This is a genomic window from Deinococcus gobiensis I-0 (assembly GCF_000252445.1).
GTDB lineage: Bacteria > Deinococcota > Deinococci > Deinococcales > Deinococcaceae > Deinococcus > Deinococcus gobiensis.
This window is the reverse complement of the sequence record NC_017790.1, coordinates 2084751-2107557: the sequence shown is the minus strand read 5'-3', so window position 1 is coordinate 2107557 and position 22807 is coordinate 2084751. Positions and strand designations below refer to the sequence as shown.

The 22807-nt window shown below is 67.0% G+C and carries 24 protein-coding genes; 8 read left to right on the top strand and 16 right to left on the bottom strand.

Translation table 11 applies throughout. The features are described from left to right. Window position 1: 1 nt before the first annotated feature. The 13 genes from DGO_RS09910 to DGO_RS24875 form a co-directional block, all read right to left on the bottom strand. On the bottom strand, window positions 2-364 hold the full coding sequence (locus DGO_RS09910; RefSeq protein WP_050920770.1) for a DUF1064 domain-containing protein: 363 nt from the start codon (window positions 362-364) through the stop codon (window positions 2-4). Beyond that, window positions 361-879 (bottom strand): hypothetical protein, encoded by a 519-nt coding sequence (locus tag DGO_RS09905; protein WP_043801911.1) that lies wholly within the window; start codon window positions 877-879, stop codon window positions 361-363. Before DGO_RS09905 ends, DGO_RS09910 begins: the two co-directional genes overlap by 4 nt. Before the next feature lie 2 nt (window positions 880-881). Continuing rightward, window positions 882-1496: a hypothetical protein gene (locus DGO_RS09900; protein WP_014685370.1), complete on the bottom strand. Its 615-nt coding sequence runs from the start codon at window positions 1494-1496 to the stop codon at window positions 882-884. A gap of 306 nt (window positions 1497-1802) precedes the next feature. Then, entirely contained in the window at window positions 1803-4574 is a 2772-nt protein-coding gene (locus tag DGO_RS09895) for a DNA-primase RepB domain-containing protein (RefSeq protein ID WP_145975295.1), read from the bottom strand. A gap of 1 nt (window position 4575) precedes the next feature. Continuing rightward, window positions 4576-5259 carry a helix-hairpin-helix domain-containing protein gene (locus DGO_RS09890; RefSeq protein ID WP_043801904.1) on the bottom strand — a complete coding sequence of 228 codons (684 nt, stop codon included), beginning with the start codon at window positions 5257-5259 and terminating at the stop codon, window positions 4576-4578. Window positions 5260-5398: 139 nt separating this feature from the next. Then, a complete protein-coding gene (locus tag DGO_RS23815; RefSeq protein ID WP_014685367.1) occupies window positions 5399-6139 on the bottom strand; it encodes a hypothetical protein in 741 nt (246 codons plus the stop codon). Between the two features lie 109 nt (window positions 6140-6248). After that, window positions 6249-6455 (bottom strand): hypothetical protein, encoded by a 207-nt coding sequence (locus DGO_RS09880; RefSeq protein WP_014685366.1) that lies wholly within the window; start codon window positions 6453-6455, stop codon window positions 6249-6251. Between the two features lie 50 nt (window positions 6456-6505). Further along, complete coding sequence (locus DGO_RS09875) at window positions 6506-6832, bottom strand: hypothetical protein (RefSeq protein ID WP_014685365.1); 327 nt, start codon at window positions 6830-6832, stop codon at window positions 6506-6508. Between the two features lie 4 nt (window positions 6833-6836). Further along, window positions 6837-7022 (bottom strand): hypothetical protein, encoded by a 186-nt coding sequence (locus tag DGO_RS09870; RefSeq protein ID WP_083847354.1) that lies wholly within the window; start codon window positions 7020-7022, stop codon window positions 6837-6839. After that, window positions 7022-7285 carry a hypothetical protein gene (locus DGO_RS09865; protein ID WP_043801896.1) on the bottom strand — a complete coding sequence of 88 codons (264 nt, stop codon included), beginning with the start codon at window positions 7283-7285 and terminating at the stop codon, window positions 7022-7024. Before DGO_RS09865 ends, DGO_RS09870 begins: the two co-directional genes overlap by 1 nt. Beyond that, window positions 7282-7596 carry a hypothetical protein gene (locus DGO_RS09860; protein WP_014685363.1) on the bottom strand — a complete coding sequence of 105 codons (315 nt, stop codon included), beginning with the start codon at window positions 7594-7596 and terminating at the stop codon, window positions 7282-7284. Before DGO_RS09860 ends, DGO_RS09865 begins: the two co-directional genes overlap by 4 nt. Before the next feature lie 57 nt (window positions 7597-7653). Further along, window positions 7654-7788 carry a hypothetical protein gene (locus tag DGO_RS24640; RefSeq protein ID WP_014685362.1) on the bottom strand — a complete coding sequence of 45 codons (135 nt, stop codon included), beginning with the start codon at window positions 7786-7788 and terminating at the stop codon, window positions 7654-7656. After that, entirely contained in the window at window positions 7785-8012 is a 228-nt protein-coding gene (locus tag DGO_RS24875) for a helix-turn-helix transcriptional regulator (RefSeq protein WP_226991503.1), read from the bottom strand. The genes DGO_RS24640 and DGO_RS24875 overlap by 4 nt, the downstream gene beginning before the upstream one ends. A 258-nt stretch (window positions 8013-8270) precedes the next feature. Here DGO_RS24875 and DGO_RS09855 point away from each other — a divergent pair, with 258 nt between their 5' ends. The 6 genes from DGO_RS09855 to DGO_RS09840 all read left to right on the top strand — a co-directional run bounded on the left by DGO_RS09855 (window position 8271) and on the right by DGO_RS09840 (window position 14692). Continuing rightward, window positions 8271-8681 carry a hypothetical protein gene (locus DGO_RS09855; RefSeq protein ID WP_043801894.1) on the top strand — a complete coding sequence of 137 codons (411 nt, stop codon included), beginning with the start codon at window positions 8271-8273 and terminating at the stop codon, window positions 8679-8681. After that, on the top strand, window positions 8678-9334 hold the full coding sequence (locus DGO_RS09850; RefSeq protein ID WP_014685360.1) for a hypothetical protein: 657 nt from the start codon (window positions 8678-8680) through the stop codon (window positions 9332-9334). Before DGO_RS09855 ends, DGO_RS09850 begins: the two co-directional genes overlap by 4 nt. Before the next feature lie 17 nt (window positions 9335-9351). Then, window positions 9352-10269, top strand: coding sequence for a HipA family kinase (locus tag DGO_RS23245; RefSeq protein WP_014685359.1), 918 nt, complete (start codon window positions 9352-9354; stop codon window positions 10267-10269). After that, window positions 10266-11240 carry a DUF3037 domain-containing protein gene (locus tag DGO_RS21670; RefSeq protein ID WP_083847264.1) on the top strand — a complete coding sequence of 325 codons (975 nt, stop codon included), beginning with the start codon at window positions 10266-10268 and terminating at the stop codon, window positions 11238-11240. The genes DGO_RS23245 and DGO_RS21670 overlap by 4 nt, the downstream gene beginning before the upstream one ends. An 89-nt stretch (window positions 11241-11329) precedes the next feature. Further along, complete coding sequence (locus tag DGO_RS09845; protein WP_043801893.1) at window positions 11330-12799, top strand: recombinase family protein; 1470 nt, start codon at window positions 11330-11332, stop codon at window positions 12797-12799. Between the two features lie 270 nt (window positions 12800-13069). Continuing rightward, complete coding sequence (locus tag DGO_RS09840) at window positions 13070-14692, top strand: hypothetical protein (RefSeq protein ID WP_043801891.1); 1623 nt, start codon at window positions 13070-13072, stop codon at window positions 14690-14692. 32 nt (window positions 14693-14724) lie between these two features. On the opposite strand, the gene DGO_RS21105 is transcribed toward DGO_RS09840, so the two are convergent. After that, window positions 14725-17454 carry a GAF domain-containing protein gene (locus tag DGO_RS21105; protein WP_014685355.1) on the bottom strand — a complete coding sequence of 910 codons (2730 nt, stop codon included), beginning with the start codon at window positions 17452-17454 and terminating at the stop codon, window positions 14725-14727. Window positions 17455-17586: 132 nt separating this feature from the next. Between DGO_RS21105 and DGO_RS09825 the strand changes: the two genes are divergently transcribed. Further along, window positions 17587-17808: a hypothetical protein gene (locus tag DGO_RS09825; RefSeq protein ID WP_043801889.1), complete on the top strand. Its 222-nt coding sequence runs from the start codon at window positions 17587-17589 to the stop codon at window positions 17806-17808. Window positions 17809-17870: 62 nt separating this feature from the next. On the opposite strand, the gene DGO_RS09820 is transcribed toward DGO_RS09825, so the two are convergent. Together DGO_RS09820 and DGO_RS21100 are read right to left on the bottom strand one after the other, a co-directional pair. Continuing rightward, window positions 17871-18164: a hypothetical protein gene (locus tag DGO_RS09820; protein WP_145975294.1), complete on the bottom strand. Its 294-nt coding sequence runs from the start codon at window positions 18162-18164 to the stop codon at window positions 17871-17873. A gap of 87 nt (window positions 18165-18251) precedes the next feature. Continuing rightward, window positions 18252-20462, bottom strand: coding sequence for a sensor histidine kinase (locus DGO_RS21100; RefSeq protein ID WP_145975293.1), 2211 nt, complete (start codon window positions 20460-20462; stop codon window positions 18252-18254). Window positions 20463-20829: 367 nt separating this feature from the next. On the opposite strand from DGO_RS21100, the gene DGO_RS09810 reads away from it, so the two are divergent. After that, window positions 20830-22800: an endonuclease gene (locus tag DGO_RS09810; RefSeq protein WP_014685351.1), complete on the top strand. Its 1971-nt coding sequence runs from the start codon at window positions 20830-20832 to the stop codon at window positions 22798-22800. Window positions 22801-22807: the final 7 nt, after the last annotated feature.

The following is a 22807-nucleotide window of genomic DNA, read 5'->3' as shown; positions in this document are numbered from 1 at the left end:
GTCACGCTTCTTCCTTCCAGCTCTTGCCGCTGCGCTTGACCATGACGAAGGTCATGAAGGGATAGGCCGCCTGGACCTCCCGCCACTTCACCTTGAACTCGGCCGTCTCCATACCCTTCACGTCCCGGGCATCGACCCGCCCATCCGCCCAGAAGCACAGGAAGTCCGCGACGTACCTCGTGCCGCCCGGCAGATAGAAGACGGGCTGCCGCATCAGGCCCACCAGGTCACCCGCCTGTGCAGAAAGCTTGAGCACGTCGTAGTAGTCGGCCTCCGCCTTGCTGTCGAACTTGATGCCGTCGCGCTCGCTGCGCACCGCCCTGAACTTGTGCGTGGCCTTCCGGCCCGGGTGGAAGAGGGTCACCCCTCACCCCCCGACCGCTCAGGTGTGTCGCTGGAGAGCGGAGTAAAGCGGGTCGCCCGCAGAACGCTGCGCATCTCCCCGAGAAGAGGGGAATAGTCCTGAGCATCCAGCCCGGTTAGCCCCTCCCGTGCGTCACTGCTGATGGCCTCTTCAAGCTGAACAACCATGGATCTGGGCAGCGTCACCCGACCCTCGCCCCCCACCGCTTCCCGCAGCAGCCGCAGCTCGTGCGCCAGCCGATCACGCTCCAAGGTCAGGGCCTCTACACGGGCCTCACTTGAAATGAGGGCTTCACCCAGCGCAGGGGCAAGAGCCAGCAGTTCCATATCCACCGCAGTCGGGTACGTGATCCCGCTAGTACACGTGTCGTCTTCCCCAGTCGGGCTGTGCACGTCCAGCCGACCATTCCAGTACTTGTAGACCTTCCACTCGCCCGGCGTACGACCATCCAGTAGCTCCCGCACGCGCTCCACGCTCAAGCCCTGCCCCGCCTTCAGCTCGTCATTTCTGGTCATGTTCAGTTGCCTCCTTGAGGCGTGAGGTCGGTCAGCTTCCGGTGCAACTGTCGGTTCAGGAACAGCACCGCCAGCGCGGCCAGGTGGAAGTCCGCGCTGGCCTTCGAGTGGAACTGAGGCAGGAACTGCGCCGGCCCGTCCCCGATCCAGTTCGGCCCCTGCCACAGCGTCTCGATGGCCGCCCAGGTGAAGGGCAGCACCTCGGCTTCGAGCGCGCTGGTCCCGTCCGGCAGGCCTTCCGGAATCGCGAGGTCGCGGTAAGGCCCCCACTTCTCGCGCAGGGCCCGCAGGTTCAGCTCCCGGGCTGCCTGGACCTGGGCCACGTCAGCGGCCTGCAGGGTGCCCAGGTAGCCACACATCTTGGCCAGCCGCTCGCTCTGGTACTCGTCGGGGAAGACGACCGTGTAGGGGTCGCCGTGCACCCAATGCAGCGCCGGGCGCAGGCAGGTGTGGAAGTAGGCCAGCAGCCCGGCCTCGTCGGTGTTGCGCGGGTCGGTGGCCTCGGCTCCCCAATCGAGGCGCAGCTCAGTCCACTCCCGGTCCAGTTGGTCAAGGATCAGGGGCAGCAGCTTCTTCGTCTTGGCTTTGCTGGGCACGGTAGTACCAACGAGGGCCATCTCAGCACCCCCCTTGGGCATGTACCGATTTCAGAGCGTCACATGGTTGAGTCGTAAAAACACGTGATATACGCATGTTTTTCTCTCCAAAAGGGATGTGACGATTTATTTTCCGAGGGAGGGTCCTATAGAGCGAACCTCTCAAGCCACTCAGGGAGTGGTTCAGCGTGAGGTTCTCCATACGACCCTCTCTCTCTTTTTCTAAAACGTCACATAGGTAGAAAGGGAAGGGAAAAGACGCTCCCAGAGGGGGAAAAGCATGTGACGTTTTAGCCGTCACATGGCCGTCACACAGCGGTACACCCGTCACATCGGCCCCAATCCGCCAACAGCGGGGCGCATGCTTTTCTCCAGGCTCTCCAGGAGGCCCACATCGCACCGCTCTGGTACATCTGCCACCCTCAAACGCTGACCGCGCCAGAGAGTGCTGTCGTGAGCACGGTGCTTGTCGCCCTGGTCGAAGAAGCTGGACTCTTTGGCGTACTTGTCGAAGAGCTTGGCGTTGGCAATGGCGGCCTGTTCTCGGTAGCGCTCCTTGACCAGGTCCACGCACATGCGTGGGCGCAGGATCAGCGTGCCATTGACCGAGGGGATGACGTAATCCTGTGGGTTGGGCACTTTGGCCAGGGCGAAGCACAGCTGCTCAAGGAACAGCTCGAGGTTGGTCACGCCTTCCTCGCCGCCTTCGAGCATGTTGTGCACGCCTTCTCGCAGGGTGCTGAGAATCGCCTCGTCGGGGATGGCCTCGGTATCCGCCTGTAAGACCAGCAGCCCGTAGGCGATGTACGTCAGGGCATACCGGAGCCGGGGATTGGCCACGTCCCCGATCGCCTGCCCGGCGAGGTCCCCGGCGGCCGTCATGCGGGCGGCATGGTCCTCGTCGGTCAAGTCGCGGGCCAACTGGTGCAGGTGCCCGGCGTAGGCCCACAGCGGCAGCTTGAGCAGTTCGCTGTAGCCGTCCAGGCCCCCACGGTCAGCCTTGCGGGTGAAGTACAGGACCCCGCGCGACTTGGTGGCCGCGTCATCGGTGAAGCCTTCTCCGAGGACGATCATGGGCGCGTTCAGCTCATACGCCAGGTCCTTGGCCGCCTTGCCTGTGCCGCGCCACTTGGTCCCCAGGTCGTGATGCTTGCGCAGCTGCGCGTCGTCGATCTCGCCAGGGCGGTACTCGTCGAGAAGGGCGAGCATGTTGTTGGCGCTGCTGTGGGCGATGTCGTACTGGTAGGCCGTCATGCCGCTGGCCTTGGTGAGTCGTGCCGAGTAACCGGTCGTGAGTTCCAGGACGATCTGCGCGCCGGACGTCTTGCCGGATTCGCGCTCACCGGCCACGTACACGAAGGGCAGGCGGTTGCCCAGGTAGGGCGTGATGCGTGGGCTGAAGACGCTGGCCGCCGCGTACCCGAGCTGGGCGTAGGCCACAGCCGGGGTGATCAGGCCGGGCAGCTTCACGATGGCGCGGCGGGCGGCCTCCACCTGCTCGTCGGTACCCAGGCGGGGCGCTTTGAAGGCCTTGCTGCCCGGATCCACCGGGGTGCCCGAGTAGAAGAGGGGCGGGGTCTCGAAGGTGCTGACCGTGAGGTCTTCGTAGACCTCTACCCACTGGCCCTGGTGCTTGTGCAACCCGTAGGACTGGACGCCCTGAGCTACAGGCAGATCCGGGTAGGTGGCCGCGATGTAGTCGGCGATCTTCGCAACGTCGGCGTTGTTGGTGGTGATGCACAGGGCCCGGTACCCGCCGATGGCTTCGAGCAGGTCCTTGCGGCTGTTCCAGACCCGGCTCTCCAGCTGTATCTCGTAGCGCTCGGCTCCCCGGATGACGAGGGTGCCGCGCTCGCCGCTCATGCCGCCGGAATGGTTGAGCTTGAGGGCGGGTTCCCAGACGAAGTTGGTGAGCCGTTCGGGGGTCCAGTCCACGATCCTGCCCTTGTTCATGCGGGGCCGGTCGATGTAGTAGCAGCTGTGCTCCACGTAGACGCCGCTGCTGGGGGGCTGGGGGGTGAGGTTGTCGTCATCCCCCGCGACTGCCGCCCGCCGGCCCTTGCCGATGACGCCGTGGGCTGCGGCCTGTTCCTGGCCCACGTGGCTGAGGTCGCGGGGTGACTTCTTGCCGTGGGTCAGGCCACTGTGCAGGGTGTCGGGAATCTCGTCGGGTTCCAGTCCAGCGGCCTGAGCAGCGGCAGTGAGCTCCTGACGCACCTGGGCTTCGTCAAGTGCGCCGGCGGCGATGATGCTGCCCAGCTTGACGGCGCTGATGTTGAGTTGGTGGTTGCGCCCGCCTTCGACCGAGTTCTGGAGGATCTCGCATTCGTCGGCCAAGGCTTTCTGTGCCCAGACTTCGAGCTTCGTGCTGCCGGCGGGGAGGGCCGGCCGTGGGCTAGGTGTGGGTAAGGCCACCGGTGCCGGCTTCTCGGGCAGGGGCAGCGCGCCCAGGGCCGCGTCCTCTACCCAGGCCTCGGGGTTTTGATGCACGACCTCGACGAGCAGGGGGCGCTTGGGATTCTTGAGGTTCAGCGTCCCAGGGAGGCGCAGGATGCGCGCGACGTCGGTGCTCTTGGGGTCGCCGCCCAGCAGCAGGGCGAGGGCCTTGTTGAAGCGCTCGGTGTCGGCGTGGTCGGTGCCGTAGCGGCGGGCGAAGAAGGCCTGAATGCCGTGCCCGCTGTCCACCGCGGCGCGCACGTGGAGATCGTGGGCGGCGCAGACCTGCAGGATCCAGGCCAGCAGCTGGGCCTTCATGGCCTTGAGGTCTTCGGGGGTGGCTTCGAGGAGGCCGGCTTTGCTCAGGCCGTCGCTGAATTCGGGGTGGTCGACGAGGTCGACGTCTACCCAGACGAGGTTGGTGACTTGGCAGTTGTCGGCTTTGCCGCTGGTGTTGTCCTTGCGGAAGGCGACGCCGAAGTAGGCGTCCTGGCCGGCGGGGACTTGGGTGGCGTTGAAGGTGTCGGGGTGTTCCTCGAAGGTGGGGTAGGGCATCCAGGCTTTGGCGCCGCTCTTGAGGAAGCGGAATTCGATGGTGCCGGGCGGCGGTGTGACCCCCCGCCGGAGGAGGGCCACCCAGGAGAGTGGGGAGGGTTGGGTCACGTCAGTTCAACCCCAGCCCGACGAGATCCGTCTCCGTTTCCTCGATGGGGAAGGGCAGATCCTCGCCGGACTCACGGGGCGCCAGGACCACACGGGGCGGAACGGGGGCGAGCGTGGGGGCCTCGATGTCCGGGCAGTTCGGGCAGCCTTCGTCCAGCATCCGCTCGCGCGCCAGGTCGTCGCGTAACAGTTCCTCAAGGACCCAGGTGGGCGTGACGGGGGCCGCGTCGAAGTCCAGACCCTTCTCCTCCCGGTCCTCCACGACTTCCACGATCAGCAGCAGCTCGTGCTGCCCGTAGCGCCCGGTGTCGAAGAGCTGGGTGAGGTTGTCGCTGGCCACGCCGTACTTGGTGAAGATGGCGACGGGCACGAAGTCCTTCATCTTGCTGTTCTTCAGGGTCAGGCTCAGCCGCCGGGGCGCGCCGTCCTGTTTGCTGCGGATCACGAGGGCGCAGCGCACGTCGTCGGGGCCCAGGCCGTAGACCTCTTTGGCCACACGGTCAGCCTTCTTGAAACCGATCCCGTCGACGTCCTGCAGGTTGAAGGGGTTGCGCTCAATAACCACGATGGCGACGTGGGGGTCACCTTCGCCGAGGTCTTCGATGACGCGCTTGGCGAGCTTTTGGCCGATGCCGGGGAGGTTCTTGATTTCGTTGGTGGGGTTGCTCCACAAGTTACCGCGCATCGGGAACCTCCCGGCCAGGGGCCGCGTACTGGTTGGCGTTGGGGATGAGGCTTAACATGGTGGAACCTCGTTCAGGGGGACAAAAAGGGCGACTCGCAGGCTTTGGACGGCAGCGAGTCGCCCTTTTTGTGATCAAGGGCTAGTAGGGCAGCTCTTCACCGTTGCCGTCGTAGAGGGCTTCAGTGGGCGGCTTCTGGGCAGCCGGGGCCGGGGCCGGGGCCGGACGTGCGGGGCGCGCAGGCGGGGCGCTCTGGGCCGGGGCCGCCTGGGTTGCGGGCGCGGCAGCTGGGCGCGTGGGGGGCCGCTTCGGCTGACTGGCCTGGGCCTGCATGACGCTGCCGATGCTGTTGAAGAACTTCGTGGGGTCCTTCTTGCCGGGCTGCTTCTTGACCACGATCTTGCACACGCGGCCGATCTGCTCCACGCCGTTGACTTCCACGCTGACGGCCGTGACCTTGCCCTTCTTGTCAGGCTTCTCTGCGTCGGGGCTGCTGATGACTTCGATGATGTCGTCGAAGCTCAGGATGAAGTCGCCGAAGTCGTGGGCGGTCTGCGCGACGGTGGCGTCCGTGATGGCGAAGCCGGAGACCTCGCTCAGGCGCTTCCAGTACCCGCTCTTGTCGTTGTAGGCGAAGTTGCGGGGCATGCCCAGGACGTCGACGAGGTCGTAGGTCTGGTTCTTGTCGTCCTGGTACAGGTTGCCGGCTTCGTCGCACCAGCTCCAGATCATCATCACGGCGGGTTTGGGGTCAGGGAACTGGGGGGTGCCGTCGCGCATGTAGCCGAGGACCTTGACGAGTTTCATGTCGTAGATGCCCTCGTCGAGGACGGTGCGTTCGAAGCTGGTGCCGGTGTTCTGGGTGCCGTTGAGTTTCGCCATGGTGGTGGCTCCTGTAGTGCCCTTCACGGGCGGATGGGGGGAGAGGGAGGCGGGGTGTCCTGACGCTGGGCGGAAGTGCGCGTGTACGATGCGCGCCCCCGACGTCGGGCTAGCGGCCGATGTGGACGCGCTCGAACAGGCCGGGGCGGCCGGGCACAGCGCGCCAGGTGAAGGGCTTGCGGGTGCGGGCGATGACGGCCTGAACGTTGGCCTTGCGCTGGCGCTTGGCGCGCTTGGCGGCACGGGCCTTGCGGCTGTGGCGACGCTGGGCTTTCTCTTGGGGGGTCATCGGCAGCTGGTAGCGGTAACGGTTCATGTCATCTCCTCTGGCGTGGTTGGGGAATGCGCAGCCCTCCCAGCGGGGGCTTAGCTAGGGCGGGTGACTTCGAGCAGGCGCAGCAGCGTCTTGCAGCGGTCGACTTCGATCTGGGCGATCGTGACCCCAGTGCGGGCCTCGGCCACTGCCCCTTGCGCTTCACTGAGTTCGAGGTGTTCGCTGGCCAGCCGGTCGCGGAGTTGCCCTTCCCGGATCTCGGCGTTCTTGCCGTCAATGATCCCGAGGGCGAGCAGCTCGGCCTTCTTGGATTCGATTTCAGTGCGCACGCGTGTTTCGAGGGCGGTGTAGTTGGCCAGGCTGAGTTGCTCGGTCCTCAGGCAGTGGAAGGCGGCGTTGATGGTGTCGGCGTCGATCATGGGTTCAGACCTCCGTGCGGGTGAGGCGGGCGAGGATGCAGACCAGCAGCAGCGGGGCAGCTGTGAGGCTCGTCGCGAAGACCAGCAGCCGGGGGAAGGCCGTGGGATCAGGCGTCTCGGGGAAGCTCAGGAGGGCGGCGACCATGGCGATCACGAAGGCCGGGCCCAGCAGCCGGAGGCGCAGGCGCATCAGCGCACCCACCCCTCGCCCCGGCAGTGCGGGCAGCTGGCCAGCGGCTGATTCCGGCCACCGTCCGTGCAGCTGCACAGGCGGGCACCGGCGGGGCGGTCCAGCAGCAGGCCGGAGGGGGTGCCCTGCTGGGCAGCAGCGATGAGGGCCGCACCCTGACGGCCGCCCCAGTTCCGGCCCATGCGGCAGATGTCGGCTTCCCCACCCGACCAGGGCCCGCGCACGGCGACGGGGAACTGTGCGCGCGTCACGACCCGGATCACGCTGCGCCGCCCGCGTGCCAGTAGCTGCCGTCGAACTGGAGGGGGGCCGGGGGCAGGGGGGAGTAGCCCACGCTGACGCGGCAGATGCTGCTGGTCCGGCGGGCCAGGGTCAGGCAGCGCTCGATCTCAGCGAGGTAGGTGTCGCTGTGCTCGGCCAGGGTGGCGGGGGTGGCGCTGGTCAGCAGGGACTCGTCGGGACTGACGGTGCTCCAGTAAGTGACGCGCCCGGCGCGCACGGCGGCGGTGAGCACGTAATACCCGAGGGTCCCGTTGCTGGGGACGCGAATGTCGTATCTGCCGTCTGCTACCATGAATTCCTCCTTGCCCCCTGTGAAGCCGTCCAAAGCCGCAGGGGGCGGGTCGTTTCTTCAGCCGGCCTTTTTCGGCGTGGGCTGCTGGGGGGCGGTGGCCAGTGCGCGGCGCAACCAGTCCTGTTGCTTCTTGGCCGCCACCGGGTTGCCCGTGGCGACATGCACGACCGTCTGCGGGGGGGGCTTGCTCATGCTGGAACCTGTTCCTTTACCCGGATACCCATATCCTCTGGCGCAAAAAGTTCTTCCATGGGAATACCCAGTGCGCGGGCGAGCGGTGAGGCGACGCTGACGTGTGTGTCGTGATTCCTCCCTTGTTCATGGGCTTGGATTAAGGCGGCAGACACGCCCGCCTCCCGTGCCAGAGCTTCGCGCGAAAGGTTCCGCGCCTCTCTGTGCTCTCTCAATCGCTTCATCTGCATACCCATAAAATACGGTTTGCCGGGTGATACGTCAATAGCAGTATGGGTTAGGCGTTAGACCATTTGGGAACCCGTGAGCAACTATTGGCGTATGGGTACGCCGATATGCACACTTACGTATCAGGGCACCCCATGACCACGCCGAGGCCACGCAAGGCAGCAAAAACGTTGCCAGCATGGGCAATTGCCCTGAAAGTCCGACGCGCGGCCTTAGGGAAGAGCCAAGAGCAGGTTGCTCTAGACAGTGGGGTCTTGAACCAGACAACGGTCAGCGAATTGGAAGGCGGTCGGTATGAGGTCAGCAACCTCGCTATTGCACGTCTTGCTGGACTCGCACGCGGCCTTGAGTGGACTCTGGCCGAGCTCGAGGCGGCGCTGGGTCTCGATTTTGACCTGGGAAGCCTGGAGCAAGCGGATAAGCCCCGCCGCCCTGGCCCTCCTTCGGTCGCCCCGGTTGTCCCCTTTCGCCAAACGCGCATCACGATCCCGCGCGAGTTGCAGGAGATGGTTGAGAAGCACGGCGACGCCTACCCCATCCTGAAGACGGAACAGATGCAGCGGATGCTCGCCGCCCCCCGCAACTTCGGGGGTGCAGAAGTCGGACCTCAGACGGCAGAGGACTGGTTCGACTACTGGATGGCGAACAAGAGGTTCCTCACGTGACCTACGACACGGCCCACCTCGCGAGCGATTACATCTACTACCTGAAGGCCGTCCAGAAGGAACTACGTCACGAGGCCCACGCCCTGCGCGTCGCGCGAGAACTGGACATCCGCGTCCGCATCGGCTTCTCCAATCGCTGCACCCCAGAGCACCCGGACGGGCCGCTGATGGTGGTGCAGCCTTGGCATTACGGGAATACGGACGTGGTGCGCCACGAAGAGGCCCACATCTTGCTGTGGTGGAGTGGGCTCGAAGACGAGATCATTGCCGAGTTTGGGGAAGAGCTGGGCTGGCGCGTGGTGGAGAACCTGTGTCAGTTCGCGGTGGGGTTCCTACGAATCACGCAGCCGATGGTGGACCAGGCCGTCGACCGGTATGGGGTGTCGGCGCGGGCGGTGAAGCACCTGAAGAAGGTGAGCGGGGCAGATACGCAGACCGCGTTGCGCCGGTTGGTCTATGACGATCCGAGGAGCTGCCGGGCCGGGTTTCTGCTCTCGGGCCGGTATGTGGCCGAGGTGGCGCAGTGCAACTGGAGCTTGCCGTTCAGCTGGTTGGAAGCGGTGGATAAGCCGGCGCGGCGGTTTCCGCCGGATGCCAACGTGTCATTTCTGAAACTCACACCCTCGCAGACGCTCGGGGTCTGCTGGGGATAGGAAAACGGAGGATAAAAATGACTCGTCATCTGTTGATCCCACCGCGTCGGCTTCTTCGGGCATCTATCTGGGAGACAGAAGAACTTCCTGGTTCAGCCAAAGCGCAGCTCATCGTTGATGATTCCAGTTCGCCTGGAGGTTGGATCGTCAAGTCTATTCGAGCTTCCCAGGGGGATCTTGTAAGCGGTGATCAAGCTGCTTTTAATGACTATGTTGGTAGTCGTATAGCAGAGGCGGCGGGGTTTAGCGTCGGTGAAGTTGGTATTATGAGGATGGATGATGAATTCTTAGATGGTTATAAGCATTTAAGAAATCAAAGTCATGGATCTTTTATAGCCGGTGAACATTTCGCCGTAAAATACTACCCAGGCTCACAGACGCTAGATTATTACTTTTCGGCCTTATTGCGTGCTGAGCTTCGTGCAAAATGTATAAATCCTTGGGTGGTAAATGAAGTCGTGGCTTTTGACTCTGGTCTATCAAATTGGGATCGGTCAATTCCTATGCAAGGCTTAAGTGGAGAAAATCCAAAAAATCTACTCATCAGGCCTGCAAGAACGGGTGGCGGCTTAGAAATAGTAATTATAGATCAGGGCTACTGTTTCGCGGCTAATTGGAACACCATGGTTCCTCCTGTATTCCCGAGTAGTCTCGGCGCATGGCCAAATGAGGTTTTTGGCGTATTCCATACATTGGCAAAGCTCAATATGTACGATCAAAATGAAGTTTTAGTAAAGTTAGGTATGTTACAAAGTTTGACCGTGGCCGACATCAATTCCATCATTCAGGAAGTACCCGCGTCCTGGCTGGGCTTCACTACGTCTGCTCAGCTCACCGCCCTGGTGTCGGCTCTAACCCACCGGCTGGCCGGTTACGCTAGAATCATAACGGGCAACCTTACCTCTGTCCGCACTCACGCTATGGTGAAAGTATGACTCTGACTCTTCTGACCACGTCCGCAAGGCTGCCAGACGCGAAAAAGCCTGAAGAAGGGCGTATGACTGATTGGGGACAGCGCACCTATATGCGTATTGTTCAGTACGTTCCCAACGAATTACGCGGCGAGCGGGTGAATGTTGCCATTGTGCTGCAAAATCCCAGTCAAGGGTATGCCGGCATGCGGGTGCGCCCATTCATGGATAAGCTAGTTGAGGCTCTTTGGCCTGCTATCGACGCTGCCTTGATACGCACAATGGTTCGTGAAATAGAGGAATTGCTGAAACCTCTTAATAGAAATACTCGTAAAGAATCTAAGCTGTTTACGGCGGAGGCCCCGGATGAGCGGAGCTTACCTAGCTATCTTGATAGATTTAATCAAACATATGGTTCATTGAGATTCAGTGAGCCTAAACCGGTTCGAGTGAATGAAGGTGAGAGCTTTAGGGAAAAGCTAAACCAACTATTCGATCTATATATAAAGATTGACGATGATAAACAAAAGAAGCAAAGCATCACCAAGGAAGTTCTACAATTTCAAATTGGTAAAGAACTAGAAAGAAGGGGAACAGTTTATCAGTCCCATCTAGTCATTAAAGGCGAATTCTTTGAAAATAAATTTGACCTAGCTCGTATTAGAATAGATGGCATTGGTAGCTTGGCCCACATTATATCATTTGATCTAAAAAATATAGATCCAGCGGTGACTCAATCACTGAGACTTTTGAAGTCTCTGGACGACCTCAAAGAAGCTGATCCTAATCTGCTTGAAAAATATGAATTCGGTGTTTTTTTGCAGGCACCTGTTCATTTTCGTCAGCACAGTTCGGATTATTCTGATGCACTGAAGGCATTTAGGAGCAAGTTCCGAGTGTTCCAAAATGTTGGTGATGAGCCTGAAATTAGCCGCGCTACGGAGGGGCTAGTCAATAGTCTTGCCAACAAAGAGGGCTTCAGTGCAGTGTCATAGCAAACTTAGATGACCCCTCCACCCACGGCCCTCTACATCTGGATCTCCGACCCGCACGGCGACACCGCTGGGTGCCCCTGGAAGGCCGCATGACCTCCCCAGCGCCCCTTGCGGTCGGCTGCACGCGCGTCTCCACGCTCCAGCAGGACGACAATTACGGCCAGGCCACCCAGGCGGAAGAGATCCGCATGGAGGCCCAGCGCCGAGGCTGGACGCTGCTGGACACGGTTTACGAGGTCGAGAGCGGGGCCAAGGAAGAGCGCGCCACCGTCGCGCGCTACTACGCCCTCGCCGAGCAGCACCCCGGCCTGCACTTCATCTTCCCGCGCGTCGACCGTATCGGCCGCCGGGCGCACCTGATCCTGGGTATCGTCTCCGAGCTGCACAAGCGGGGGGCCACCGTCCACACGGTAGGCATCCCCATGAGCCTGCGCAGCAAGGAAGGCATGCTGATGCTGACCATGCTCTCGGGCGTGGCCGAGTTCGACTACAGCGGCATCACCGAGCGGCTGCACCGGGGCAAGTACGCCAAGGCCGCCCGCAACCTATGGCCGCATGGCAGCCCGCCCTACGGGTACCGGATCGTGCGCGACGAGCGTGGCAAGTCGCTGACCCTGGAACCGCACCCGGACACCGCGCCGGTCGTGCGCCGGATCTTCGAGCGTGCCCTGGCCGGCGAGGGGAGCCCCCACATCGCCGCCGAGCTGATCCGCGCCGGCACCCCGCCGCCCCGGCCCACCAAGTCCTCGCAAGGGCTGTGGACCGTGCGCCATGTGCTGTACGTGCTGGCCAACGAGGCGTATACCGGTCGCCGCCCCTTCACGGGGCCGGACGGGGAGACGGCGGTGGTGACCTTCGAGCCGATGGTGACGCCGGCCGAGTTCGCACGGGTGCGGGCGCTCGTCTCTGGTCGGCGTCACCACCGCCCAGCCCGGACCCGCTTCCCAGCGCTCTGGGCGGGGCACATCCGCTGCGCCATGTGCGGGGGCAGCCTGTCGGTGTTCCGCAACCACAACGACACCAAGAAGGGGCGCACGTACTACGTCAGCTACCGGTGCCGGAACACGTATCAGGGGAGTGCGATGGCCGTCGTGAAGGGCATGAAGACCTGCACGCACCGCCGGATTCACAACCACCTGAAGATTGATGAGGCAGGCTGGGCGCTGTTCGTGCAGGCGATGAGTGATCCTGCGGCGCTGGCCCAGGCGGCCGGCGGGCAGCAGCCCAGCGCGCCGGACCACAGCGCGCGGCTGGGCGAGTTGCGCGGGCAGATGGCGGACATCGTGCGGCGCGCGGTGCTGCACGGCCTGCCCGACGAGGTGGTGACGGCGGCCCTTGATCCCCTGCGGACGGAACTGGCGGCGCTCGAGCGCGACATGGTGATGCCTGTGCCGGAGCCTCTGCCGGACATGACGGCCCTGGCGGCCCAGGTGGGGGCGCACCTCGCCGGGCTGCATGATCTGGAGGCCCGGCGTGAGGCGCTGGACACCTGGCAGGCGCGGCTCTACCTGGGGATGGAAGGGATCGAGCGGGTGGAAATGACGGTGCAGCGCGGATAAATTCGACGTGTTACAAGTAACGGAGTATCAACATCGTCGTGAAGGGCTGAGTTTCTCGGTGGCCCGCCCGTCGGTGAGGAGGGCCAGACGGCCGCCGTGCCCTGACATGCAGTTGAGGCACGGCGGCCCTTTCATGGATTGGTGGCTAGGCCATTCCACCTGCCGAACAGGTCTGGGCAACTTTGCGCGTCATGAGTGCCCCTCACCGGGCTACGCTCGCCTTATGAAGATCGTCAGCCCCGGATCACCTCTGCCTTGCGGAGGACACCAGTGAACCGCCAGCTGTCTGTGCTTGCCCTGACGGTGCTGCTGGGGGCGTGCGGCCGGACGCCCGAGGCCGTCACCCCGCCCGTGGCCGCCACGCCGTCGGCCCTGTACGAGCTGCACTTCCAGAATCTCGGCAGCGCCCAGACCACCGCCTCCGCCCAGCGCCTCGGCGGCGGTCTGGGGGCCCAGCGCCTCGAAAACGCCCCCGAGCCCCTCGCCCTGGGCACCATCCCCCTCTCCACCCTCGAATTCGTCACCACCGAGAACGGCAAAAGTGTGCGCCACGCCCAGGCCACCTTCAAGCTCACCAACACCTCGGGCCGGACCCTCAAGAACCTCGTGTTCCTGCCGGTGGCCCTGAACGACACCGACGGCGACCCCTCGAACAATGCCCAGGCGCCGACGGCCGGGGGCACGCCTTTCCGGACGGTGCGGTACTTCGACGGCAGCGACGCCTCGGCGCTGGCAGGGACGCTGACGCCGGTGCAGGGCCAGCGGCTGAATGCGGAGAAGACGGGGGCACAGGCCGACCCGGAGGCCGACGCGTACTTCCGGGGGCTGAGCACGGCGGGGCTGAACGTGGCGGCGCCGGCGGGGCTGAGCGTGCAGGTGACGGACGGGGGCTGGCTGGCGGCGACGACGCTGGCGGCGGGCGCGAGCACGAACGTGACGTTCGCGGTGGATATGGGTGGGGTGGACCCGGCGAACCTGAAGGCGACGCCGTACAGCTTCAGCCTGCTGGTGACGGGGGGCGAGGACGCGACGGCCACGGACATCAGCAGCTCCGTGGACCCCGCCAGCATCCAGGGCGTCCTTCCGGACTGGACCTCAGGGGCTCTGTCCCTCGTCGGCCAGAGTGAAGAGGGACCGACGACCTACGGAACGGTGAGTGCCTCTGGCCTGGTCAGCGCCAGTTTTCCGGCGCCGTCCACCCCGACGCCGCTCCTGAACGGCTGCACCTTTTCCGGGGAACGGACGGCCGAGAACCCGTCGCTCTTCCTGGTCTATCCGGGCTTCCGCATTCAAAACGGGGCAGGAGACGTCTACGGATCACTCTCGGAGAGCACGGGGGACCTCCGCCAGAGGGTCGGCCGGCTGTACTCGGATACGGATGTCCGGCTGAAGGGCACCCAGGCCTGTTTCGGGGCCAGCACCGAATACGATGTGGACCTGAGACGGGGCTGGAATGTCGTGACCTTCGGCCTGCTGCGTGTCACCGACGACGATATCGCGGTCTTTTCGACCCGCTCGCTGCCGCAGGGAATGCGGACCTCCCTGCGGTACTCGCCGGTGCCGGAGAGGGTCTCGTTGAACTTTCCGGACGCATTCTTCTATGAACTCCGGGCGGGCCAGAGCGTGCAGGTTGACGCCGTGTTCCAGCAGAACGGGCAGATCAGCGGCGACGTGACCCTGGAAACGGACGTGCCGGGAATCGGTGTCACGCCCGCGAGCCTCTCGCTGCCTGCCCTCAAGGCGGCGGGCCTGGGCGCTCAGGCCGTCCAGACCCGCCTGACCCTCGCCGCTGCCGCGGACGTGAAGCCGGCCACCTACCGCGTGACGCTGACGGTCAGGAAGAACGGAGAACAGGTCGGGGCCGCCTTTCTTTACGTCACCGTCAATCCGTAGGCCACGCCTGGAGCCACGGGCCTGCCCTCACCTCACTCCGGCGAGGGCGGTACGGCAAGGGGATGGGCAGGCAGGGTAAACGCGAAGGTCGCGCCCTGGCCCACCTCGCCGCGCGCCCATACGCGCCCTCCGTGCCGGGCGACGATGCGGCGCACGGTCGCCAGCCCGATGCCCGTCCCGGCGAACTCCTGCTGGGTATGCAGCCGCTGGAAGGCCCCGAACAGCTTGTCGGCGTAGGCCATGTTGAATCCGGCTCCCCGGTCCTGCACGAACACGGCCACCTCGGCCGGTCGCTGCTCGGCCCAGACCCGGACATGCGCCGGCGTCTGGCCCAGGCTGAATTTCACGGCGTTGCCCAGGAGGTGCGCCATGACCTGCTGGAGCAGGGTCCGGTCCGCCTGGACGACCGGCAGCTCACCGAGGTCCCACTCCACCTCCTGCTCCTGAAAGGTCAGCTGAACGTCCTGCTGCGCCTGGGCGACGACCTGCGCGAGGTCGCAGGGCAGCACCTGGAGGGGCTGACGCCCGACCCGCGAGAGCGCCAGCATGGCGTCGATCATGGCGGTCATGCGTTCGGTCGCGCCGCTGACGATATCCAGATTGCGGCGTACCTTCTCCGGCTGGTCCCGGTCCAGGGCCCGCAGCGCCAGGTCCGCGAAGCCCTGGACATGGCGCACAGGCGTGCGCAGGTCGTGCGAGGCGCTGTAGGTAAAGGCCTCCAGCTCGGCGTTGCTCGCCTCCAGCTCCTGGTTGGCCTGGGCCAGAATCCGGGCCTTGTCGGCCAGTGTCCTGACAGCCTCCTCGCGGTCCAGTGCCACCGAGAGGCCGTGGGCGAGGGTGGTCAGCAGCGACTGTTCCGTCGCGGACCAGCGGTGGGGCTGGAAGGTCGTGAAATTGATGACGCCCCGCCGGGCCGACCCCACCCCGACCGGCAGCGAGGCCACCGCGAAGACGTGCCTGGTCAGGTCGGCCGCCACGTCCATGCCGTCGGCGTAGTCGTCCTGGTACAGCGCTTCGCCGGAGGCCCAGGGCCGGTCCAGGGTGGGGGTCTGCCCCCGGGGAAGCCCGGCGCGCAGGATGGCCATCAGGTCGGGACGGCCGATGTCGTTGACGTGGGCGCGCATGTGCCACAGCTCTCCCACAGGTTCCCAGTAGGCGGCGTGTCCCGGCGGCAGCAGCGTCAGCACCCGCTCCTGAAGCTGCTGCACCAGCGCGTAGTTGCCCTGGTGGGTTGCCAGATCGGAAGTGACCGAGGCCAGCAGCTCCATCACCTGGGTGCGGGCCATGAGCTCGGCGTTCTGAGCCTGCAGGGTCCGGGCGACCGCGATGCGCTCGTAGAGCAGGGTGAAACTGCGGCCCACGGCGCGGATCACGGCCCGCTGTGTCGGGGACCAGCCCCGCTGGCTGGTGACGGCGATGCCCAGGGCCGCGACGACCTCGCCGCCCTGCTCGACCGGGTAGTGGGCCACCGAGGTGAAGTGGTCGCTGTGCGCCACACCCTCACGCCGCGCGTCCCAGTCGTCGACGAAGCTGGGCTGCCCCGTGCGGACCAGTTCGGCGAAGACGGGGGTGTCGGGCGAGAAGCCCTGGGTGCGGGCGAGCTGCGACAGGTCCGGGGCGAGGTTGTCGGAGGCGTGGAGCAGCTGCCAGCGGTCCGGGGTCCGCTGCGTGAAGGCGACGTTGGCACCGGGAATCAGGGTCTGGAGGGTGTCCAGGGCCAGCTGTACCAGGGCCCCGAGGTCGTCGATCCGGCTGGCGGCCTCCATGAACTGCACCGAGGTCTGCATGGCCGCCTGCTCTGCTTCCAGGGCCAGGCTCTGCTGCGCCACCGTCCACTGTTCGGCCTCGATCTGGCGCTGCTGCGCCCGGTAGAGCCGCAGGTCCTGGATATGGCCGACCACCTGCCGCCCGTCGTAGCGGATCAGGGTCAGGCGCACGGGTAGGCGCGTGCCCGACCGGGTCAGCATCTCCTTGTCGTAGGTGGTCGAGACCCCCTGCTCGAAGGCGGCGGCGAAGGCGCGCCCGTCCTGCTCGCGGTATTCCTCCGGCGTCAGGGCCTGCCAGTCGATCTGTCCGGCGTCGTATTCGGCGCGCGTGTAGCCCAGCAGGTGCAGGTAGGCGTCGTTGACCAGGGTCAGCTGGCCGTCGAGGGACCCCACGGCCATGCCGGTCGGGCTGGTCTCGACCAGATGCTGAAAGCGGGCGGTGCTCGCCTGGATGCGGGCGGCCTCCTCGCCGAGCCGCCGGATGAGCCTGGAGCGGTCCAGCGCGACGCTGGTCTGCGCGGCCAGGGTCGAGAGAAAGCGCCGTTCGTCGTCCGTGAAGGTATGCGGCTCGCGGAAGTCCAGAATCAGGACCCCCAGCACCTCCTCGCCCAGCAGCAGCGGCAGGATGGCCGTGGCGACCGCCGCCAGGCCGCCCGTGTGTTCTTCGAGTTCCGGGTAGGCCTGCGTGAGGGTCCCGGCGTGTTCGTAATACAGGGGCCTGCGGCTCAGCACCGCGTCCCCGGCGGGCGTCGCGGGGGTCAGGGGGCCGTCCTGCCACACGGTCTTGCCCTGGTCGCCCTGCACGGCCGCGATGGACAGGGTCTGCCCCTGCCCGTCGAGCAGCAGCAGCGCCCCGGACAGGGCGTTCAGCGCGCCGATGGCCGGCGCCAGCGCCGCCGACAGGACCTCGGACTGGGTGTGTGTGGCGGCGAGTTGCCCGGTCAGGTGTTGGAGCTGTTCAGCCAACTCCGTGGTCGAGGAAACGCGCGCCGTCATCGGGGCAGTATAGGAAGGCGGCGCTGCGGCAAAAGCGTGAAACGTCCGGTCCTGACCTTCGCGGCGGGGGAGAGGCCGGGGGGCGGCGCAGGTGCGGCTCCGGACGGCGGGGCCCCGTGTTACAACGGCCCCATGATCCTGACGGGCGGCCTTCTGCTGGCGGGTATCCTGCTGTTTCTCCTGAGCGCGGTGCTGGGCGGTGACGCGGGCCTGAGCCGGGTGCCGGGCATCCTCAGCCTCGTCGCCTTCGCGGCGAGCGCGGTACTGGGCCTGATCGGTCTGGGCCGCGCGGTCGGTGTGGCGGCGCTGGTGCTGGGGGGGCTCGTGGCGGCGCTGCTCTTCGGCTGGCTGTAACGCCCTGGGCCTCCGGATCACGTGCGGCACGGCCTCTCCCCGCCGTGACCCGGCCACGGCCCTCAGGCCGAGGTCGAGAATTCGGGCAGGGTACGCTCGAAGACGAGGTGGCAGTCCACCACCTTCGGGCGCAGCTCGAAATACGCCGTGTTCAACCAGTTGCGCCCCGAGATCGCCGCGCTGCCGAAGCGGGGACGGACCGTCACCACCACCACGCCGGTCTCCTTGACCACCCAGCGGACTTCGAGGTGGTCGAGCGGATCGGGGAGGTCCTGTTCCGGTGTGCGGAGAAGCCGCGCGCCGATCTCGGGCAGCGCGGCCCGGATCGTCGCCTGAATGTCTTGCGTGAAAGGCATGTCCACAGGTGTATTCCTGCGCGGGCCGGGCGACCACTGGCCTGCTGGCCACCCCGCTGGCCGGAAGGCGGCCGGGGCAGGTCCGGATCAGGGTCTGGGCAGGGTGAAGCCGAAGGTGGCGCCCGCGCCCGGCTCGCCCTGGGCCGTGACCTGCCCGCCGTGGCGGCTCACGATGCGCCGCACGGTCGCCAGCCCGATGCCGGTGCCGGGAAATTCCGCCTGGGTGTGCAGGCGTTGGAAGGCCCCGAACAGCTTGCGGGCATAACGCGGATCGTAGCCGACGCCGTGGTCCTGGACGAATACGGCCACCTCGCCGGGGCGGTCCTCGGCCCAGACCCGCACGCGGGCGGGGGCCGGGCCCTGGCTGTATTTCACGGCGTTCGAGAGGAGGTTGGTCATCACCTGTTGCAGCGACACCGGGTCGCCCTGCACCGCCGGAAGGTCGCCCACGTCCCACTCGACCGCCTGGTCCGGAAATTCCATGCGCGCGTCCTGCTGCGCCCGCTGCGTCAGGGCCGCGAGCGGCACGCTCTGGGTGCGCATCTCGGTGCGTCCGGCCCGCGACAGCACCAGCATGGCGTCGATCATGGCGGTCATGCGGTCGGCGGCCCCCGTCACCACCCCCAGGTACTCGCGGGCCTTGCCGGGCTGGTCCTTGTCCAGGGCGCGCTGGGCCATCTCGGCAAAGCCCTGGACATGCCGCACCGGGGCGCGCAGGTCGTGCGAGGCGCTGTAGGTGAAGGCCTCCAGTTCCTCGTTGGAGGTCTGGAGGTCGCGGTTGGCACGTTCGAGCTCCGCCGTACGGTCGGCCAGGGCCAGGGCGCCCTGCGCGCGCTCCAGGGCCAGGCTCAGGCTCTGCGCGGCGGTGTCCAGCATCGTGCGGTCGGCCTGGGTCCAGGTCCGCTGCTCGAAGAGACCGACCACGAACACGCCGATCAGCTGTCCGCCGACCTTGAGGGGAAGGCTGGCGGCGGTCTGCATCTGACTCTGCGGAGCGGCCGCAATATCGGTGCCGGCCGCGTAGCGGTCCTGGTACAGCGCTTCGCCGGTGGCCCAGGGGCCGGCCAGCAGGGCCATGTCCAGCGGCAGTCCGGCACTGGCGGCCTGCTGGATGTCCTCATGGCCGAACTGGCCGGTCTGCGCCCTGATGCGCCACAGTCCGCCTTCCGGTTCCCAGTACACCGCGCAGCCCCGGGGCAGCAGCGACAGCACGATCTGCTGGGCCTGCCGGATCAGGGCGTAGCGGTCGGTCTCGCGCAGCAGGTGGCGGGCCAGCTGCGCGAAGGCCGACAGCACCTGCACCTGCCGCTGCGCTTCGAGCCGCTGGCACTGCAGTTCCTCGGCGGCGGCCACCCGTTCGTGCAGCAGCGCGAAGCTGCGCCCGAGGGCCTCGACCAGCCCGCGCGACCGGGCGTCCCAGCGGCCCGGAGCCTCCAGGCCCACCGCGAGCGCCGCGACGATCTCGCCGCCCTGCCCCACCGGATACAGCGCCACCGCCTGAAACTCGGCCGTGTGGGCGATGTCCTGCTCGGCTTCGTCCCAGTCGTCGATGAAGACCGGGGCCTGCTGGGCGATCATCTGGGCCATGACCGGCGTTTCCGGGGCCAGCCCCTGTTCCAGCCGCCCGCGCAGGTCGTCCGAAATCCGGTCGTCGAGCAGCCGGGGCCACCACGACTCGCCGCGCCGCTCGTAGAAGCCGGCCGTGCTGCCCGGCAGAATCTCGCGCAGGGCGTGCAGGGCGAGCCGCGTCAGGTCCTCCATGGTCGTGGCGTGGCTCGCCGCCTCGCTGAACCGCACGAAGGTCCGCAGCGCGGCCTGTTCCTCGCTCGGCGCGGCGGTCCCAGGGCCTGGCCCTGCGCCGCTTCCGTCCACTCCGGGGACCGCGCCTGACTCGGTCAGGGCGGGGGAATCGGCCTCCAGCTCGGCCAGCAGGTCGGCGCGGCGCAGGGCCAGGCCCGTGCGGTGGGCCAGCGCCTCCAGCGCCCGGCGCTCTGCGGAGGTCAGGGTTCTGGGCGGCCGGAAGTCCAGGGCCAGGGTGCCCAGGGCCCCGGTCTCGTCCAGTGGCAGGGCGAGGTGATCCACGGGGCCAGCCGCGCCGGTGCCGGCCACAGCGGCCGGGCGCTCGCCGGAAAGACCGGGACCCTGGGCCACTCCGGCCGCTCCGAACAGGGCGGCCCCCTGGAAGGCGAGGTCGAGAACCTCCGCGCGCGTCCGGGCGGCGGCCAGGGCCCCGGTCAGGTGCCGGAGGCGCGCCGCCAGGGAGGCCGGCACGGTCAAGGCCGCAGGAGACTCGGACATGGCCCCAGGATATAGAAAAGGGCCGGCCCCGGCGTCCCCGCGTGGCCGGGGCCATGAAAAAGGTCACCGCAGTGGTCTGGGAATGGGAAGCTCAGCCTGCCCAGATCGCCGCGCCGCTGCCGGGCTGGTGGGCGGGGGGCGGGGGGGCGGCCCGGACAGAGCCGGCAGACAGGGCGACGAGCAGAACGGCAGACACTTTCTCTCTGCCGCGCCTCCTTGAACTGAACTGCGCCGAGTCCAGGGCGCCGGGCCGCCCCCACGGGCCGATCCGAGCGCTGGTGGGTGGCGGCGGGGGGATGAAGGCCGGCTCAACGCGGGGCCGGAAAAGCTGCGACCGCGGGTCAGGGCCGACCCTTAGGCTGCGGCCATGGACATTCCGCGCGAGGTGCTCGACGAGACGCAGGCCCGCTACCTGGGGCGCGGGGAGGCCCGGCAGTCGTGCCGCGCCCGGCTGGAGCAGGGGGGACCGCTGGCCGCCGACACGCCCACGCGCGCCGAGGCCCGTCTGACCCGCCTGGGCGTGCCCCTGCCCGAGGCGCAGGCGGTGGTGGAGGGGCAGGCCGACGCCCAGACCGTCGCGGCCCGCCTGGGAACCGACGCCCGGTTGGGGCTGGAGCGGGTGCTGGGGGCCAACGACCTCGTGGGCGTGGCGTACCTCGACCTCGCGCGGGCGGCCTCGCGGGCGGTGGGGCGGGTGGTGCTGCGGGACGCGCGCGGGCGCACCGTGGGCTACGGCACCGGCTGGCTGTGCAGCCCGCGGCTGCTGCTCACCAACCACCACGTGCTGGAGTCGGCGGCCACGGCCCGCACGGCCGCCGTGCAGTTCGGCTACGAACTCGGCGGCGACGGCGCGCTGCGGACAGGAGCCGAACTGGCGCTGGACCCGGACACCCTGTTCCTGACCTCCGAGCCCCTGGACTACGCCCTGGTGGCGGTGCGCGGCGACACTTCGGCCTACGGGTGGCTGCCCCTGCTGGCGGCCCAGGGCAAGGTGCTGCTGGGCGAGGCGCTGAGCATCGTGCAGCACCCGGGCGGCGAACCCAAGCAGATCGCGCTGCGCGAGAACCGCCTCGTGGACCTGCTGCCCGACTTCCTGCACTACGAGACCGACACGGCGCCCGGCTCCAGCGGCAGCCCCGTGTTCAACGACGCCTGGGAAGTCGTGGCGCTGCACCACAGTGGCGTGCCCCGCCGCGACGCCCAGGGCCGGGTGCTGCGCCGCGACGGGCAGCCGCTCGCCCCCGGCGACCCCGACACCCTCATCGACTGGGTCGCCAACGAGGGCGTACGCGTGAGCCGGCTGGTCGAGGACCTGCGCCTGCGCCCCGAGGCCTCGGCCCCCCAGACCGCGCCGCTCCTCGCTGAGGCGCTGGCCGGTCAGCGCCCGGCGCCGCCCCAGGAAGCGGTGGCCGCTTCGGGACCGGTGCTCGACCTGGGCACGCTCGACCTGGCGCCTGAAGCCGGCGGGACCCTGACCCTGCCCCTCACCGTCCGCCTGCGCCTGGGCGGCCCCGAGGCGACCCGGCCCAGGACAGACCCGGCTCCGGCCGTTCCCGCAGCGCCGACCGGAGACCGGCCCTATCTCGACCCCCAGGACGAGGCGGCGGCGCGCGCCTACTACGCCGACCTCGCCGCCGACCTTTCCCCCCAGGCCCGCTTCGTGGCGCTTTCGGCGCTGCTGGCGCGCACGCACACGCGCCCGCGCGGCTACGACCCCAAGGAAGAGGTGTACCCCTGGGTGGACCTGTGGCCCGACGGCCGCCTGCGCAGCCTCTACAGTGCCCGCGAACATGCCCCCGAAGACCTGATCGCCGCCGACCGCGCCGCCGAGGCCCGCCGCCTGACCCTGGCCGCGCGTGAGGGGCTGGATGCCGGGGCGCTCGAAGAGGCGCTGCCCTACAACTGCGAGCACGTGGTGCCGCAGAGCTGGTTCGCCAAGCGCGAGCCGATGCGCGGCGACCTGCACCACCTGTTTTCCTGCGAGCCGGACTGCAACAGTTTCCGGGGCAACACGCCCTACTTCGACTTTCCCGACTACGGCGAGGCCCTGCGCTCGGACTGCGGGCGGCGGGAGCCCGGCGAGTTCGAACCGGCGTACGGCAAGGGCGCGGCGGCGCGCGCCACCCTGTATTTCCTGCTGCGTTACCCCGGCGTGGTGCGGCAGTACGGCGAGGCCGCGCTGGAGGTGCTGCTCGGCTGGCACGCGGCGCAGCCCCCCGGCGACTGGGAGCGCCACCGCAACGCGGCCATCTATGTGCGCCAGGGCAACCGCAATCCCCTCATCGACCACCCCGAGTGGGCTGCCACGGTCGCCTTTACGGAGGGCCTGGGGCGCTGAGCGCCGG

Bases quoted from the DNA above. Each gene is read 5' to 3' on its own strand.
- DGO_RS24640 (WP_014685362.1), bottom strand. From the start codon at position 7,788: ATGAGCAAGCCCCCCCCGCAGACGGTCGTGCATGTCGCCACGGGCAAC.
- DGO_RS21105 (WP_014685355.1), bottom strand. From the start codon at position 17,454: ATGACGGCGCGCGTTTCCTCGACCACGGAGTTGGCTGAACAGCTCCAA.
- DGO_RS09825 (WP_043801889.1), top strand. From the start codon at position 17,587: ATGATCCTGACGGGCGGCCTTCTGCTGGCGGGTATCCTGCTGTTTCTC.
- DGO_RS09900 (WP_014685370.1), bottom strand. From the start codon at position 1,496: ATGGCCCTCGTTGGTACTACCGTGCCCAGCAAAGCCAAGACGAAGAAG.
- DGO_RS09880 (WP_014685366.1), bottom strand. From the start codon at position 6,455: ATGAACCGTTACCGCTACCAGCTGCCGATGACCCCCCAAGAGAAAGCC.
- DGO_RS09820 (WP_145975294.1), bottom strand. From the start codon at position 18,164: ATGCCTTTCACGCAAGACATTCAGGCGACGATCCGGGCCGCGCTGCCC.
- DGO_RS23245 (WP_014685359.1), top strand. From the start codon at position 9,352: ATGACTCGTCATCTGTTGATCCCACCGCGTCGGCTTCTTCGGGCATCT.
- DGO_RS09860 (WP_014685363.1), bottom strand. From the start codon at position 7,596: ATGGTAGCAGACGGCAGATACGACATTCGCGTCCCCAGCAACGGGACC.
- DGO_RS24875 (WP_226991503.1), bottom strand. From the start codon at position 8,012: ATGAAGCGATTGAGAGAGCACAGAGAGGCGCGGAACCTTTCGCGCGAA.
- DGO_RS21100 (WP_145975293.1), bottom strand. From the start codon at position 20,462: ATGTCCGAGTCTCCTGCGGCCTTGACCGTGCCGGCCTCCCTGGCGGCG.
- DGO_RS09810 (WP_014685351.1), top strand. From the start codon at position 20,830: ATGGACATTCCGCGCGAGGTGCTCGACGAGACGCAGGCCCGCTACCTG.
- DGO_RS21670 (WP_083847264.1), top strand. From the start codon at position 10,266: ATGACTCTGACTCTTCTGACCACGTCCGCAAGGCTGCCAGACGCGAAA.
- DGO_RS09870 (WP_083847354.1), bottom strand. From the start codon at position 7,022: ATGCGCCTGCGCCTCCGGCTGCTGGGCCCGGCCTTCGTGATCGCCATG.
- DGO_RS09890 (WP_043801904.1), bottom strand. From the start codon at position 5,259: ATGCGCGGTAACTTGTGGAGCAACCCCACCAACGAAATCAAGAACCTC.
- DGO_RS09845 (WP_043801893.1), top strand. From the start codon at position 11,330: ATGACCTCCCCAGCGCCCCTTGCGGTCGGCTGCACGCGCGTCTCCACG.
- DGO_RS09875 (WP_014685365.1), bottom strand. From the start codon at position 6,832: ATGATCGACGCCGACACCATCAACGCCGCCTTCCACTGCCTGAGGACC.
- DGO_RS09905 (WP_043801911.1), bottom strand. From the start codon at position 879: ATGACCAGAAATGACGAGCTGAAGGCGGGGCAGGGCTTGAGCGTGGAG.
- DGO_RS23815 (WP_014685367.1), bottom strand. From the start codon at position 6,139: ATGGCGAAACTCAACGGCACCCAGAACACCGGCACCAGCTTCGAACGC.